Consider the following 15603-nt stretch of genomic DNA (forward strand, 5'->3'; position numbering starts at 1 on the left):
TCCACGTCGCGTTTACTTCAAGGCCGCCAGGCGCTGCTGAACCTGCACGTTGTCCGGCTCTAGGGTCAAGGCAGCCTGCAAGGAGCGTCGCGCGCCGGCGACGTCGCCCTGGCCTTGCTGGGCCTCGGCCAGCAGCACGTAGGCCAGGGTGTAGGTGGGGTCAATGTGGGTTGCCAACTGCAGGTCGGACAGCGCCTCCGCCGAGAGGTTGGCGCGCGCGTGGAACGTGCCCCGGTTGACCGCCATGATGGCGTGGGCGCGGCGAATCTTGCGCGCCGGCTCATCCAGGAAGCGCCCGGTGGCCGTGGCTTCCAGAAACGGCGTCACGTTCCAGGTCAGCGGCGCCAGGGCCGGCGGCTGCGTGGGCGCCTGGGGCAGCACGCGCAAGAGGATCCCGCCCGGCAGCGCCTGGCTGCTCAGGTCAACACCGAACTGGCGCAAATGCCCGAGGGCATCGGGTGTGGCGTAAACGGGGCGCGTGGCGAGTGCGGACGCCACCAGCGCCCGCCACAGCGCGGTGTAGCGCTGTTCGATCTCCGTGTCGCCGGCTGCCAGTTGATCAGACTCGAACTGACGCAGCTTAGCCAGAAAGGCTTCATGTTCCGCGGCCACGGGGGCCAGCAGCGTTGGTTGCGTCAGTTCGATCTGGCGGTGATACCACGGCCGGTTCTGGAAAAGCAGCACATCCACCACAGCCACATCCGGGCGCTGCTGGTTCACGAACTGCAGCGTCAGCAGCGGCGCGACCAACTGCCAGTCGCCGGTCAGGATCAAGCCATTAGGCCCGGCCTCGTCCAGCGCGTTCTGTGCATAGGTCGTTGGATAGGTGTAATGGCGATGATCGTCCTCGCGCCAATTCCAGGCCAGGGTGAGCAAGGGCAAGACCAGCAGACTGACCAGGATGGCGCGGCGCCAGGCGACCGGCGGCGGCGCCATCCGCGCCGCGCGTTCTGCATCGGACGCCGCGGGGCGCACATCCGCGCTCCGTCCCCCACGCGCAGGTGCGGGGCGACTGGTCTTTGGGCGATTGGGAGCGGCCGTGGCGCGGGCGCTTGGGTGCAGCCGCGCGGCGTCGCTGTCTTTGGCTGCGGGCTGCGCCGTCCCCATCGCCCAGGCGCTCAGCCAGCGCCAGGCCGCGGCCAGCCACAGCGTGGACACCAGGAAGGAAGCCAGGTAGTAGGCGTCGCGATCGTCGGCGATTTCGTAGATCACCGCATAGCTGACGCCGAAAATCGCAATGAGCAGCGTAAAGACTGTCAGGGCGCGGTCGCGGCGCCACAGCGCCCACACGCCGCCGAGCAGCAGCGGGACCGCCAGCGGCGTGAACTGCTGCGCCCACAGGAGCAAGCCCGCGCCCAGCTCCCGCGCCATGCTGGCCGGCGTGCCGCTGAACAAATTGACGCGGTACTGCTTGCCGGTCACATGCCACCACAGGCGCTCCAGGTTGTGCGGATCGCCCCAATTCAGCAGCGGATCCTGCGCTGCGCGCCAGGGCAAATAGAGGTAGATCAGCGCGCCCAGGGCCAGCGCCAGCGCACTGAGCACGATCAGCGACCCGCTCAGACCGCGGCGGTTGATCCACAGCCAAAAGAGGATGGCGGGGGCCAGCAGGCCGATCGTGAGGTTGTGATTGCCCAGGGCCAGGCCGTAGATCAGCGCGGCCAGGATGAGCCAGCGCCCGGCTGCGCGCGGCCCGGCCAACTCGCCCTGCTGTACACGCTGGCGCCAGACCAGCAAGAGCCATAGAATGGTCGCGACCAGGAAAACATGCAGGCTGTAGACTTCGGCCACGACGCTCCATGACCAGAGCGTGCGCGAGACCGCAAAGAGGATCGTGACCGCGACGGCAATCCACACCGCCGGAAGCCAGAGACCAGAAACGCGGAGATCGCCATTGATTCCCGGCTTCTGATCTCTGGCTTCTGGCGGCGCGCTCAGCAGCGCCGCGCGCAGAAGCAGGTAAGTCATGACCACGGCGGCCGCGCCCCACCAGGCTGACATGGCGTTGAGGCGCTGAGGCACGCTGCCTACCGGCAGCAAATGACTGGTCAGCCAGCCCAGCACGACCCACAAGGGAAAACCTGGCGCATGCGCCACCCCGGGCAACCAGGCAGCCAGGATCAACTCACCGCTGTCGGTGGGTGGAATACTGGGGGTCAGCGTTGCCAGGTAAAGCGCGAACGCGCCGATGCCCAGGGCGAGCGCGGTGAGGTAGGGATGGCGGTTGATGCGTTGGGCCGCATCGGCCAGTCGCTCAGCCGGCGTCGGTCGCGTCGGCACTGACATCCTCTTCCTCGCTGAACGTATCGTCCAGGCTAAACTCGGTGCTCAGAAGGGCAAACGCGTCATCGGCGAAGTCGCGCGGCACCACCACGCGCACTCGGCCCAGGGGGACGCTGGGCACGGGGAAGAGACTGGTGCCCATGCTTTCATATTGTAAAGCCGATGGGATGCCTGCGCTCTCCAGTCTACCCTGGATCACCTCGGCTGTAAGTTCACCAGCCGTTTCGGCTACCAAAACTAATGCGTCAGACTCGCGATCCCGCAGCTCTCCTGACTGGTGAGACTCCGCCGCGCCGACGTCTGTCGCCTGGCTGTCGTCTTGCTCTGGATGGTTCATGGTTGCTCTCCTGGCGCTATTGTAACGCAATCCGCCGGATTGCGCTACTTGGCGCCTGTGTAAATCACAATGGGAGCTGGCCGGCGTGGCGCAGCATGGCCCGAATCGGATCGTAGTCGCTGTCGCTGACGGCGGCAAAGCGCGCCACGGATGCCTGCCGCAGGATGGTTTGGCCCAGGGCATCGGCGTGCATGGTGATCAGGGCGTCGGTCATGGCCCGGCGCAGGGCGCGTGGAACGGACTGGTGGACGACCCACGGCGGCATGGGGCTGGGGCCGAGCGTGGTAATGATGCGCAGCTGCGCAGCCAGGGCCGGTTCCTGGGCAGTAAGCATGTCCAGGACTGTGCTGTCAATGGCCGATGCGTCCGCCGCTCCGGAAAGGATCAACGCCAGGGAGCGCTGGTGCGCGCCAGACGCGAAGACGCGGCCGAAAAAAGCGCTGGTTTCGCCCAGGGTTGCCAGATGATAGCGCACGACATGGTATCCCGAATGGGAGTGCGGCTCGTTGTACGTCCACACCGCGCCGCGCAGATCGGCGAACGTCGCATAGGGCCGATCGGCGCGCACCACCACGTCGGAGAAGTAGATCGGGCGGTCGAGATAGCGCGGCGCCGCCATGACTGGCGCGGCCAGCAGGATCAGCGGCGCGTGCGTTTGATCTATCATCTGCACATAGGGCGCGCCGCAAATCCAGCCCGCCTGAATCTCCCCGGTTTGCAGGCGATCCTCGCGCGCCTGCCAGGGGATTTGCAGCTCGCAGTGCACTGTCAGCCCCAGCCGCGCGCGCAGCAAAGCCGCCACACCTTCGACGAGGGCATCGGCAATCGGCGCCTGGCAGGAAGTCAGCGTGATGGCTGGCAGCATGGGTATACCTTTGGCTTGACGAAATTGGTCTCATTCATGGCAATTTCCAGAACAAATGCTTCGACCTCGAGATTCTAGCATGTTGCCGCCGCGCGGCAAATGAGCCGGCTTGAGGCGCGCCCGGGCCTCCCATTCCGATGGGAACTTGTCGCGCCGGTCATCCGTCCCATCAGTGAAAACCGACGTGCGCATGCCGCGAGAGCCAGCCCGCGGCGTCTGCCATGCGCCAAACCGGTAGGAGGGGGAAAGATGCGTTGGAATCTGCCAGAGTCACAAATCGTTAGGCCAGCCTCTGCAAGCCGTGTCGTCGCAAGGTTTCAGATATGCTCCCGCTTCTCCTGGGCGCCGTGGATCTGCGTCTTGCTGTTGGCGCTGAGCCTGACCGGCTGCACCACGCTGCGTGATCGCCTGCGCCCCAGCCCCACGCCCACCGTTCAGCCCACCTCAACGGCCGTGCCGCTGTTGACCATTGAACCCGGGGCGGGCGCGCCGGGCACGGGCATTGCCCTGCGCGGCGCGCGCTGGCGCGCAGGCGACACCGTATTCGTTCGCCTGCAAAATCCGCTGCCTGATCAAAGCGGCATCCCGGACAAGGCCCTGGCGGTCGCCACCGTACAGGATGATGGCCGTTTCCTGGCAGCCTTCATCTTCCCGAATGAAATGCCCTGGGCCAGCCTGCCCAGCGTCCTGATTGTGGCCCAATCGCAGGCCACCGGCGAGCGCGTCTCCATTGTGTGGCGTGTGGAAACGACTATGAGCACGGAGACCCCAACCGCGGCGCCGACGCTGACCGGCCCGCCGCCCCTGACGACTGCCACGGCGACGCCCACGCCGTGGGTCATTACCTCGACGCCCACACCATGGATCATCACCGCGACGCCCACGCCGTGGGTCATCACGGCGACGCCCACGCCGTGGGTCATCACGGCGACGCCCACCCGTCCGCCGGCGACCAGCACCTTCACGCCGGTGCCGCCGGCGCCTACGGCCACACCGACCATCTCCCCTTCCTACTGGCGCGGCGAGTATTATGCCAACCGTGACCTGATGGACAACCCGGTCCTGGTGCGTAACGATGTCAGTATCAACTTCAACTGGGCCAGCGGCGCGGTCGCGCCTGGCCTGCCCAGCGACAATTTCTCCGTGCGTTGGACGCGCAACCTGGAGTTCGAGCCTGGCGTTTATCGCTTCCATGCTCTGGTGGATGACGGCGTACGCCTGTTCGTGGATGGCGCGTTTCTGATCAATGAGTGGCGCGACGGCAGCCGCCGCGAACTCACGGCGGATTATGCGCTGGCTGCGGGCAGCCATGCCTTGCGCGTCGAATACTATGAAGCCACTGGTGATGCCCTGATCAACGTTTGGTGGGAGGCGCGGCCGACCGCCACCAGCACGCCGCCGCCGACCGCCACCAGCACGCCGCCGCCGACCGCCACGCCGACGCGGCGTCCCACCAGCACGCCGACGCGGCGTCCCACCGCCACGCCGACGCGGCGTCCCACCAGTACGCCGACGCGTACGCCTACACCGCGCCCCCTGCCAAGCACTACGATTGAGGTGCGGCGAACACCCACGCCCACGCCGACGATGGCGCCGCTGCCCAGTGCGACCGTGGAGCCGCCGCCAACCCAAACCCCGACGATGGCGCCGTTGCCCAGCGCCACGGCGCAGCCGCTGCCGACCGAAACGCCGACCGCGACGCGGCTGCCGACCGAAACCCCGACGGCAACGAGCACCGCAACGCCGCTGCCAACGGAAACCCCGACACCCGTCGCGCCAACGGACACGCCAACCGCGGTCGAGCCGACGGACACGCCTACCCCGCGCCCGCCCACGGACACGCCAACCGCGATCGAGCCGACAGACACGCCTACCCCGCGCCCGCCCACGGACACGCCAACTGCGGTCGAGCCGACGGAGACGCCTACCCCGCGTCCGCCCACGGCGACGCGTACGCCCACACCTACACCAACGGCGACGCCCACGCCGCCGGCCCGGCTCAATGAACTGCTGGCGATACCGCGGCGCGTGGACTGGAACCAGGATGGGCGCCTCAACGACCAGGACGAATGGATCGAGCTGTTCAACCCTGGCGCGACCGCGGTCAACCTGAGCGGCTGGTACCTGGACACAGGGCGTAATACGGCTCGCTACCGCCTGCCGCGGACCGCCAATGTGCCGGCTGGCGGCTACCTGGTTCTGTTCCGCAAGACCACGGGCCTGGCGCTCAACGATCGCGGCGGAATGGTGCGCCTGCTGCGACCGGACCGCAGCGTGGCTGACAGCGTCGCATTCCCGGCGCTTGATCCAGATACCAGCTACAGTCGTGACGATGCCGGCGTCTGGCGCCGCAACTTGCCGCCTACGCCGGGTCAACCGAACCAGGGCATCATCAGCCCGACGCCAGTCATCACCACAGTGCCCGAACGGCGTTAATGTAGAGATAGGCCGCGGATGAACACGGATCGCCACGGATGGCCTGACTTGAAAATAACCCTATAGCGCAATCCGCCGGATTGCAGCACCTGGGAGTGTAGGTGTCTCACCCGCACAAAGGCTAATCCATGACCCTACGGGGGCGTCTTGAAATCAACGCCCCCGCAGGGTTTTTTGAATCTGAACAGGAAATGGGCATCTTTCGGGCTGGCAGAGCAGCAGGCGCGCGCCGTATACTGAGCTGAGATGTACGAGAGGTGCTTGCACCGAAGGAGCCGTGGAGATGAACTCATCGGATGTTTTCTACCTTTGCCCCACCTGTTTTGCCGCTTTGACCCAACATGAAGATAATCATGCGCATCGCATGATTGCGGTGCCGATCCTAAACCTGCCGCTTGACCAGCGTCGCCCCCTCAGCGACGCACAGGGCCATCTGCTCACTCAGGCGCCGCGCTGGTTTGTCACTTTGACTTTTCCCTTGCACGCGGGTCGCGCCGGCTGAACGCCGCAAGGCCCATATCCCAGGAGGTGATGCGTGAATTGTCCTGCGTGCCAAACGGCCAACCCGGCCGGCGCCAAATTCTGCTTCCATTGCGGCGCGCCCCTCGCCTTGAAATGCAGCCATTGCGGAGCGACCCTGCCGGCCGGCGCCAAGTTCTGCATGAACTGCGGAACTCGGGTCGGCGATGCGCCGGCCGGGCAGCCTGCACCGGCCGCGTTGCCGCCACCGGCTGCGCCTGGATCGCGCCTGGATCAGTTCATCCCCAAGGAACTGCTGGCGAAACTGAAATCGGCGCAAAACGCCGGCATGGAAGGCGAACGCCGCGTGGTGACGATGCTGTTCTGCGACGTCAAAGGCTCAACGGCCGCGGCCAGCCAGCTCGATCCCGAAGAGTGGGCGGAGCTGATCAACGGCGCCTTCACGCACATGATTCAGCCTGTTTACCGTTACGAAGGCACGGTGGCGCGGTTGATGGGCGATGGTCTGTTGGCGTTCTTCGGCGCGCCGATTGCGCACGAGGATGACCCGCAGCGCGCCATTCTGGCCGGCCTGGACATCGTCGAGGCGATCAAACGGCACCGCCCCCAGGTTCGGCAGCGCTGGGGAGTGGAATTGGACGTGCGTGTGGGCATCAACACCGGCCTGGTGGTCGTGGGCGCGGTTGGCTCCGACCTGCGCATGGAATACACCGCGCTGGGCGACGCCATCAATCTGGCCGCGCGCATGGAGCAAACCGCGCAGCCCGGCACGGTGCAGGTTGCCGAGGCGACGCACCGGCTGGTCGCGCCGCTGTTCGACATGGAAGTCCTGCACGACCTCGAGGTCAAAGGGCGGACCGAACCGGTCACCGCTTATCGCGTGCTGGGCCGACGCACGTTGCCCGGACGTCTCGGCGTTGTGCGCGGCGTCGCCGGACTGCGGTCGCCGCTGGTCGCGCGCGACGATGAACTGGCAAGCCTGATCGCAGCCGGCCGCGCGTTATCCAGCGGCCGCGGTCAAATCATCTCGGTGATGGGCGAGGCGGGCCTGGGTAAATCGCGCCTGGTGGCCGAATTACGTGATGCGCTGGCCGCAGCGCAAGACCAGGCCGTGCAGTGGATCGAGGGTCGCTCCCTCTCCTACGAAACTTCAACGCCCTACGCGCCCTTCGTGGACATGCTGGCCGCTGGCTTCTCCGTTGAGCCTGCAAGCCGCGCGCTGGGCGCCAATGACGCCCAGAGGTATGGCAATATCCTTGCACGCATCGAGGCCCTCTTTCCGGGCCGCGGCGCTGAAATGGCGCCCTTTTTCGCGACGCTGTTAGGCGTCGAACCGCCGGCCGACCACGCCGAACGAGTCAAATACCTCGATCCACCCACCTTGCGCGGTCTGACCTTCGGTCACGTCACCGCCTATTTCGAGCGGCTGGCCGCGCAGCGGCCCCTCGTATTGTTTTTCGACGACGTCCATTGGATTGACCCCACCTCGTTAGACCTGCTGCAATCCTTGCTGCCCTTGACGCTGGCCGCGCCTATCTTGATCCTCGTCGCCTTCCGGCCGCGTCGCCAGGAACCATCCTGGCGCTTTCACGAAGCCGTCCAGCGTGATCCGAGCTGCCGCTACACGGCCCTGGCTCTGCAGCCGCTCGATCAAAGCCAATCGCGTGCGCTGGTGGCGAACCTCTTGCACGTTGAGGACTTGCCGGAGAAAGTACGGCAGCTCATCATGGAAAAGGCGGAAGGCAATCCTTTCTTTGTCGAAGAAGTCATTCGTTCCCTGCTCGACGCGCAGTTGGTGGTGCGCGACAATGGTCATTGGCGGGCCACGCGCGAGATTATCAACCTGACCGTACCCGATACATTGAACGGCGTCATCACCGCGCGCCTCGACCGCCTGGATGAGACGACGCGCCACCTTGCCCAGGCTGCAGCCGTGTTGGGACGCGAGTTTCCCCATGATGTCCTGGCCGAGCTATTCGACGCGCCAGACGCGCTGGATGATGGCATTCTGGAGCTGCAGCGCCGCGACCTGGTGCAGGAGAAGAGCCGCCTGCCCCGGCGCATCTATGCCTTCAAGCATGTTTTGACGCAGGAGGCCGCGTACCAGTCCTCCTTGTTGAGCAAACGCCGCGATCTCCATCGCCGCGCAGCCCAAGCCCTGGCGCGTCTGCAACTGCCCGACCAGGCGGCCGAGATCGCCCGCCACTTCCTGGAAGCGCGCCAGCCGGCCGCGGCCATGCCCTACCTGGTGCAGGCAGGCGATCGGGCCGCGCGTTCATACGCCACCACCGAAGCCATCGGGTTCTTCACCAGGGCGCTGGACGTGCAAGCGGCTGTGGCAGAAACCGATCTGATTGGCCGCGCGTATGAGGGGCTGGGCGGCGCGCTTGCCTTTGCCAACCAATTCCCAGAGGCTGTAGAGACCTATCGTACGATGCTGGCGTGGGCCGAAAGGCAGGGCGCTGTCGCCATGCAGGTTTCCGCGCTCAACAAGCTGGCGGGCGTCTACGCCCTGCGCCTGGGTCAATTCCCTGAGGCTGAGCAATTCCTGGCGCGCGCCGAACGCCTGGCGCATGAGTACGATGAGCCATCGGGCATGGCCGAAGGCGCGGTCATCCGCTGCCAGATGTGCACCGCCAAGGCCGATTTCGACGCCGTGGTGGCTCACATGCAAGAAGTGGTGGCCATTGGCGAACGCCTGGGCAGCCGTGAGCACCGCGTCACCGGGCTGGAGCATGTGGCGAGCAGCCTGGCGTTCCTAACCCGCTTCGATGAAGCCTGGGAAAAGGGACAGCTGGCGCTGCAGTTGGCGCGGGAGATCGGCGACCGCGAGCATGAAGCCTGGGTGCTTTGCACGACCTTTCCCATTTGCCTGCTGCGTGACGGCCTGTTCGACTCGGCGCGCGAGCATGTGACCCAGGGGGTGGAAATTGCCGAGCGCATCCACTCATCGGGCGCGTTGATCTACGGCAACTGGGTGTTGGCCGAGATCGCACGTTGGCAAGGTGAGTATGAGCAGGCCTTGCTCTACGGGCAGCGTTCGTTGGAGGCCGCGCTGCCGCTGGAACCGTTCATGCCGTTCATGACCGTCCAACCGTTAGGCTCGCTCGGCTCAACGTACCTTGAGATCAGCCCGCATTTCAGCGACCAGATTTCGCAGTTTCATCTGCACGCGCTGCGGCTGTTGGAAAATCCGGTCGCCATGGGCGGCGGCGGCACGGCCTGGGCCGACGTGGGTTTTTGCGCGATGACCCTGGGCGACCTGGACATTGCCGAGACGTCGTTCCAAAAAGGCTTGAACGTCCCCACGATGTTCATGCGCCTGGAGCGTGCGCGTCACCTGGCCGGCCTGGCTCTGGTGACTCTCCGTCGCGGCCGCGCGGATGAGGCGCTCAAGTTGGCGCAGGAAGCGCGAGCCTATGCGGAGGAGCGCCGGATGCTTCACCTCTACCCGCTGATTGCCCTGTGCACCGCGCGCATCCATGCCGGCCGCGGCGAACGCCAGCCAGCGCTGCTTGAGTACCAGCGCGCCGAGACCGAAGCGCTGAAGCTGGAGATGCTGCCCTTTGCCTGGCAGGCGCAGGCCGGGGCCGCCCAGGTTTTGAGCGAGATGGGCTGCCACGCAGAGGCACACCAGAAACGAGAGGCCGGCCGCGCGCTCGTGGATCAAATTGCCGGCCGTTTTCAGGATGCCACGCTGCGCGCTGGTTTCTTGACCAGCGCCCGCGCCCGCCTGGCGGCAAGTGAATTTCAAACTGGGGCAGGTCGGGCGATTGCAATTGCTGCAACCTCTGCCAAGCCGTCGTGAGCTACGCCCCGAAACTGCAATGCATCCGGCTACGAGGTGCAAGCCCCTCTGGGGCTATCAGGCCCAATAGGGCCTTCCACCTCGTAGCCCGATCCGTTCACGGTCGGGCGGCGTTGGTTGCGCGCACGCCATGCGGCCACCAACCCCGCCGGAGGCCAAAGGCCATCCGGCTACGAGGTGCAAGCCCCTCTGGGGCTACGCCCTGAAATTGAAACGCGTCCGCCTGGCGGCCCCGTGATGAAAGAGCGACCTTGACCATGATTTGTTCGATTTGCCAGACTCCTAACCGCGACGGCGCGCATTTCTGCCGGCAGTGCGGCGCGCTGTTGAGCGGTCAATGCCCGCGCTGTGGCGCCGCCGCGCCACCCAACGCGAACTACTGCGATCACTGCGGGCTGCCGCTCTCGCCGCGCAGCCAGGCCACCTGGTGGCTAGAGCGGCCGTCCGCCTCGGCCCAGCCGTGGGAACGCTCGACCGATAGCCCCGCGTCGCCCAGGGCTGTCGAGGCGGCGCCCACTCCTACGGCCGCGCAGCCAGCCTTGCAGCAGTACATTCCCAAAGAGCTGTTAGCCAAGCTGGAAGCGGCGCAGGCGCGTGGGGCCATGTTGGGCGAGCGCCGCATCGTCACCATGCTCTTCTGCGATGTCAAAGGTTCGACCCGCGCCGCCGCCGAGCTTGACCCGGAGGAATGGAGCGAGGTCATCAACGGCGCGTTCGAGCTCATGATCCGTCCCGTGTATCAATACGAAGGCATGGTCGCCCGGCTGATGGGCGACGGCATCCTGGCTTTTTTCGGCGCGCCGATTGCGCATGAGGACGATCCGCAGCGCGCGGTGCTGGCCGGCCTGGAGATTCTGCGCGGCCTGGCTGGCGTGCGTGACAAGGTTCAGCGCCAGTGGGGCATTGACTTGGATGCGCGTGTGGGCATCAACACTGGCCTCGTGGTGGTGGGCGCGGTCGGCTCGGACCTGCGCGTGGAGTACACCGCCCTGGGGGACGCCATCAACCTGGCGGCGCGTATGGAGCAGACCGCCGCGCCAGGCACGGTGCAGGTGGCGGAGGCGACTTATCGGCTGGTTGCCGCGCACTTCGAGTTCAAGGACCTGGGCGAGGTGCAGGTCAAAGGCAAGGATCAACCGGTGCGCGCCTATCAAGTGCTCAGCCGGCGCACGGTTGCCGGCGCCGACCGTAACGCACCGGAGGTGCTGTCTCCCCTGGTCGGGCGCGGCCAGGAGTTGGCGACTCTGATTGATCGGGTGGAAACCGTGCAGGCCGGCCGCGGCGCGATCGTTGCGTTGATCGGCGAGGCCGGCCTGGGCAAGAGCCGCCTGCTGCATGAGACCATTGCGGCCTGGCAGGCGCGGCAGGAGGCGCCATCCAACTGCTACGAAATTGCGGCCTTATCTTACGAATCCATGCAGGCCTACGGCCTGGTGCGGCGGTTGATGCGCCGCGCCCTTGACATCACAGCCGAGACCGAGCCGGCCGAAGCGCGCGCCCGCATCGCGGACACAGTGTCCCAACTCGCCGCAGATAGCCCAGCGCTGCTGCAGCAGGCCATCGAGACGCTCTTTGGCGTTTCCGCGACTGATGGGCAGCCGCCGCTGGAAGGCGAGGGCTTGAAGCGCCAGCTCTTTGCCGCGGTCGAACTGATCTGGCGGCAGCAGATGCGTCAGCGTCCGCTGCTCCTGGTCTTGGATGACCTGCATTGGGCCGACAGCGCCTCGTTGGAACTGCTGGGCCATCTGTTTAGTCTGGCTGAGCGCGAGGCTGTACTGTTCATGGTCGCGCTGCGCCCTGATCGCGCGAGCCCAGCCTGGCGCACTGTGCAGGCAACCGAGGCCGACCATCCGCATCTCACCACCGAAATTGCCCTGCGTCCGCTGCCCGCGCACGAGAGCCTGGCGCTGGTCGAGGAGCTCCTGGGCGCAGCCAGGCTGCCGGCGCGTTTCAGCGCGGCGATTCTCGCGCGCGCCGAGGGCAACCCTCTGTTTGTGGAAGAAATTGTGCGCGCCTTGCACGAACGGGGCGATCACGCGTCGGCCGCCGGGGCCAGCCTTGACCTGCCTGCCACACTGCAGGCGCTGCTCACCGCGCGCCTGGATCGCTTGGACGAGCCGTTACGTCATGTCCTGCAGTTGGCCTCCGTGTTGGGGCGCACGTTCAGCTACCGGGTGCTGCGCCGGCTGGTCAACGGCGGCGACACTCTCGATGAACAGCTCATTAGCTTGCAGCGTATGGGGTTGATTCTGGAATCAGCGCGGCGGCCAGAGCGTGAATACAGCTTCCAGCAGACATTGATCCAGGAAGCGGTCTACAGCACGATCTTGCTGCGCCAGCGCCGCAAATATCACGAGCTGGCCGCCCGCGCCATCGAAGAGATTTTCGGCGAGCGCCTGGCCGAGCTGGCGCCCGTGCTGGCGCGTCACTTCGACGAGGCGCACGTGGCCGATCGCGCCGTCGAATACTACTGGCGGGCCGGCGCAGCCGCGATGCGGTTGTACGCGACGGCCGAAGCGCTTGTTCATTTCGACCGCGGCGTGGCCTTGATTGGCGCAAATCCTGACCTTCCCACCGAACTGGCCGTGCGCGTCTACGACGAGCGCGGGCGCGCGTTGGAGCTTTGCTCCCGCTTCGAGGAGGCGCGGCAAAATTTCCTGGATTTGGAGCAGCTTGCCCTGGTGCGACGCGATGCCAGGGCCGAACTCGCGGCGCTGACCGCGCAGGGCCGCCTCCATTCGGGCATCAATCCCCTCTACGACCCGACGGCTGCGCATGCGCTGGCCGAACGCGCACGCGCCCTGGCGCATGACATGGGCGATCGCACGGCCGAGGTTGAGATCCTGTGGAATCTGATGAACCAGGAGCGGTTCGCTGAGGGCCGCCTGCAGCAGGCGGTTGTCTATGGCGAGCAGGCCCTGGCCCTGGCGCGCACGCTCGGATCGCTCAACCTGCTGCCCTACATCGTCAATGACCTGGGCGATGTCTATGGCTCGATTGGCGAATTCAGGCGCTCGCTGGAGCTGCTGGCGGAAGCGCGCAGCCTGTGGCGCAGCCTGGGCAACGAACCGATGCTGGCCGACAGCCTGACCGGCAGCGGCGTGTGGACTGGCGTGGTGGGCGACCATGAGGCGGCGTTGACATACCTGGACGAAGCGATGGCAATCAGCGAGCGCATCAAGAACATTTGGGGCAAAGCCTACAGCCGGGGCATCCGCGGCTGGATCCTGTTCGACCTGGGTCAACTGGGCCGCGCCGTTGACGAGCTGAGCCTGGCCGCGCAAGAAGCACAGGAAGCTGGCTTTCTGTTCGGTCGGGTCTATACGCGCTTGATGTTGGCCCTCACTTACAGCGAGTTGGGGATGATCGAAGCCGCGCTCGGGGCCGCGACCGAGGCCGTGTCCCTGGCGACGGAGCAGATGGCGCAGCTCGCTGTGCCCAGCCAGGCCCTGCTGCTCTTTTTGGGCGTGCGGGCGGGCCGGCCAGACGCCCCGTTGGCGTCCCGGCTGGGCCAACACCAGGATGACGACGGCATGTCCAACGCCCTGCAATTCTACTTCTTGGGCCTGGCGATGGCGACCTGGGCGCTGCACCAGGGCAACGCGCAGGAAGCGTTGACCCTGTCTGAAGCGATGCTGGCGCGCACCACGGCGGCCGGTGCGGCCACGTGGGCGGTTGATGCGGCGCTGCTGCGCGCGGAGGCGCTGCTTGCCCTGGATCGCCGCGAGGAGGCCTTTGCCCAGTTGCAGCAGGCCGAGGCCGCCGTGGAGGCGATGCAGTTGCACCGCGCGCAATGGCACGTGCTGCTGGCCCTGGCCGATTTAGAGGAATCGCGTGGAGAACACCCGCAGGCCCAGCAGCATCGCGGCCGCGCCCGCGCGGAGATTGAAGTCATTCTTGCCAACACCTCACGCCCCGACCAGCAAGCTGCTTTCCTGGCCCAGCCGAAGGTGCGCCGCCTGCTGGAGACTGCAGCCTCTGCCGGTCCGCCCGCCAACGGATGAGCGCGTGGGGAGCGTGGGAGGTCAGAGCGCGGCCAATTCGACACGGCAATCTTCATTTCGTGCATATTTGCATTCCAACTGCAAATATGCACGAAAGACAAGCCGGCTACGGTACTCCGGAGTGGGAAGATCAGCTGGTTCACTCGGGTGCATTTCAATTTCCGGGCATAGTCCACCATGCAATCGTTGCCGCGACTCCAGGGCTTGCTTGCAAGCGCCAGGTCGCCGGTTCGGCTTCGACGTGAGCTCGGCGGAACGGCCCCCCATTTGAGATGCATCCGAGTGAACGTCCCGTAGGGGCGCCTTGACTTGAGACCGACGACGTTCCCCGCGCCCGTCGTCCCGTTAGGGACGATTGAATGAGGGTATCCCCCGCGTATCCTGGGCGATACCGCGACCACGGGGGAGGAGGTCAACCGTCCCTACGGGACGGACGCGGATGGCGCGATTATGGCTAAGGTCAGCTGTCCCTACGGGACAGATTTCCCCTCCCATGAGAATAGACGCATCACTCACGAGCAGCGTTTACGGCTGAGAGTCGAGCGCAGAATTACCCATCACCTTCGAACCAAGATCAATCCATCACGGCGCACGGGGCTGGCGTCTATGCGACGCCAGCCCCGTATAGGTCAAGCGGTGGGTGCGGTCAACTGATCCCCATTTGGCGAGTCGCGCCAAGATCGCACTGATACGCCAAACCCGCTCAAGCGGGTTGCGTTGGCGGCAACCTGCCTCGGCAGGTTTGTGGCATCAGCCCGTGAATTCATTCATGGGCTGGACGCGGGCGCACGCTGTTGCCACAACCAGGCCCACATGGTAAAATCGAGCCATATCCGATTTCGATATCGCGTTTGAAAGGTGCACTTGATGAGCGAGTTGATCTTGTCCATTAGCATCGAGCCGTTAGAAGAAGGCGGTTATCTCGCAACCAGCGATGATCTACAGGGACTGATTGCCCAGGGCCGCACGATGGCGGAAACCCTGGAAATCGCACAGGATGTGGCGCGCAAGTTGATCGAGTCTTATCTGGAGCACGGGGATCCATTGCCTCCGAAGGTCGCCGCCGCACTTAACCAAACGCAGCGACGAACCAGGATCAGAATTCCTGTAGGCTTTGCTCCTGAGGCAGTCGGGGCATGAGCCGGCTGCCTTCACTCACCTATCGCGAGGTAATCGCTGGACTGCGCCGGGCTGGGTTTGTGTTTGATCGCCAGGCCAAAGGGAGTCACGAAATCTGGTACAACCCAGAGACTCATAGGCGCACCACGGTACCGAACCATCCCGGGGAGATCGCGAAAGGCACACTGCGCGCCATCATTCGAGAAGCCGGCCTGTCGGTGGACGATTTCCTGGCATAGTCCACCATGCAATCGTTGCAGCGATTCCAGTG

9 protein-coding genes are annotated in these 15603 nt (G+C 65.6%); 6 read left to right on the plus strand and 3 right to left on the minus strand.

Annotation, left to right across the window (positions count from 1 at the left end; all coding sequences use genetic code 11):
* Positions 1-12: 12 nt before the first annotated feature.
* The 3 genes from ACPQ6D_RS14380 to ACPQ6D_RS14390 all read right to left on the minus strand — a co-directional run bounded on the left by ACPQ6D_RS14380 (position 13) and on the right by ACPQ6D_RS14390 (position 3485).
* The gene (locus tag ACPQ6D_RS14380; protein ID WP_423225032.1) at positions 13-2286 is read right to left on the minus strand and encodes a protein O-mannosyl-transferase family; all 2274 of its coding nucleotides are present in this window, start codon (positions 2284-2286) and stop codon (positions 13-15) included.
* Positions 2255-2620, minus strand: a complete 366-nt coding sequence (locus ACPQ6D_RS14385) for a putative signal transducing protein (protein WP_423225033.1) — start codon at positions 2618-2620, stop codon at positions 2255-2257. The genes ACPQ6D_RS14380 and ACPQ6D_RS14385 overlap by 32 nt, the downstream gene beginning before the upstream one ends.
* Before the next feature lie 64 nt (positions 2621-2684).
* Complete coding sequence (locus ACPQ6D_RS14390) at positions 2685-3485, minus strand: phosphate/phosphite/phosphonate ABC transporter substrate-binding protein (RefSeq protein WP_423225034.1); 801 nt, start codon at positions 3483-3485, stop codon at positions 2685-2687.
* A gap of 360 nt (positions 3486-3845) precedes the next feature.
* On the opposite strand from ACPQ6D_RS14390, the gene ACPQ6D_RS14395 reads away from it, so the two are divergent.
* From ACPQ6D_RS14395 to ACPQ6D_RS14420, 6 genes are all read left to right on the plus strand, one after another.
* Positions 3846-5921 carry a PA14 domain-containing protein gene (locus ACPQ6D_RS14395; RefSeq protein WP_423225035.1) on the plus strand — a complete coding sequence of 692 codons (2076 nt, stop codon included), beginning with the start codon at positions 3846-3848 and terminating at the stop codon, positions 5919-5921.
* Between the two features lie 283 nt (positions 5922-6204).
* Positions 6205-6423, plus strand: coding sequence for a hypothetical protein (locus ACPQ6D_RS14400; protein WP_423225036.1), 219 nt, complete (start codon positions 6205-6207; stop codon positions 6421-6423).
* 33 nt (positions 6424-6456) lie between these two features.
* On the plus strand, positions 6457-10209 hold the full coding sequence (locus ACPQ6D_RS14405) for an adenylate/guanylate cyclase domain-containing protein (protein ID WP_423225037.1): 3753 nt from the start codon (positions 6457-6459) through the stop codon (positions 10207-10209).
* A 257-nt stretch (positions 10210-10466) separates the two neighbouring features.
* A complete protein-coding gene (locus tag ACPQ6D_RS14410; protein WP_423225038.1) occupies positions 10467-14213 on the plus strand; it encodes an adenylate/guanylate cyclase domain-containing protein in 3747 nt (1248 codons plus the stop codon).
* Between the two features lie 867 nt (positions 14214-15080).
* Positions 15081-15353, plus strand: a complete 273-nt coding sequence (locus ACPQ6D_RS14415; RefSeq protein ID WP_423225039.1) for a type II toxin-antitoxin system HicB family antitoxin — start codon at positions 15081-15083, stop codon at positions 15351-15353.
* On the plus strand, positions 15350-15571 hold the full coding sequence (locus ACPQ6D_RS14420; RefSeq protein ID WP_423225040.1) for a type II toxin-antitoxin system HicA family toxin: 222 nt from the start codon (positions 15350-15352) through the stop codon (positions 15569-15571). The genes ACPQ6D_RS14415 and ACPQ6D_RS14420 overlap by 4 nt, the downstream gene beginning before the upstream one ends.
* The last annotated feature ends 32 nt before the right edge of the window (positions 15572-15603 follow it).

Origin of the sequence: Candidatus Amarolinea aalborgensis (assembly GCF_900491745.1) — a bacterium.
Classification (GTDB): Bacteria; Chloroflexota; Anaerolineae; order SSC4; family Amarolineaceae; genus Amarolinea; species Amarolinea aalborgensis.

What these genes read in the sequence shown, in the direction of transcription:
- ACPQ6D_RS14380 (WP_423225032.1), bottom strand. Translation starts at nt 2,286, where the DNA reads ATGTCAGTGCCGACGCGACCGACGCCGGCTGAGCGACTGGCCGATGCG.
- ACPQ6D_RS14410 (WP_423225038.1), top strand. Translation starts at nt 10,467, where the DNA reads ATGATTTGTTCGATTTGCCAGACTCCTAACCGCGACGGCGCGCATTTC.
- ACPQ6D_RS14400 (WP_423225036.1), top strand. Translation starts at nt 6,205, where the DNA reads ATGAACTCATCGGATGTTTTCTACCTTTGCCCCACCTGTTTTGCCGCT.
- ACPQ6D_RS14420 (WP_423225040.1), top strand. Translation starts at nt 15,350, where the DNA reads ATGAGCCGGCTGCCTTCACTCACCTATCGCGAGGTAATCGCTGGACTG.
- ACPQ6D_RS14385 (WP_423225033.1), bottom strand. Translation starts at nt 2,620, where the DNA reads ATGAACCATCCAGAGCAAGACGACAGCCAGGCGACAGACGTCGGCGCG.
- ACPQ6D_RS14390 (WP_423225034.1), bottom strand. Translation starts at nt 3,485, where the DNA reads ATGCTGCCAGCCATCACGCTGACTTCCTGCCAGGCGCCGATTGCCGAT.
- ACPQ6D_RS14415 (WP_423225039.1), top strand. Translation starts at nt 15,081, where the DNA reads ATGAGCGAGTTGATCTTGTCCATTAGCATCGAGCCGTTAGAAGAAGGC.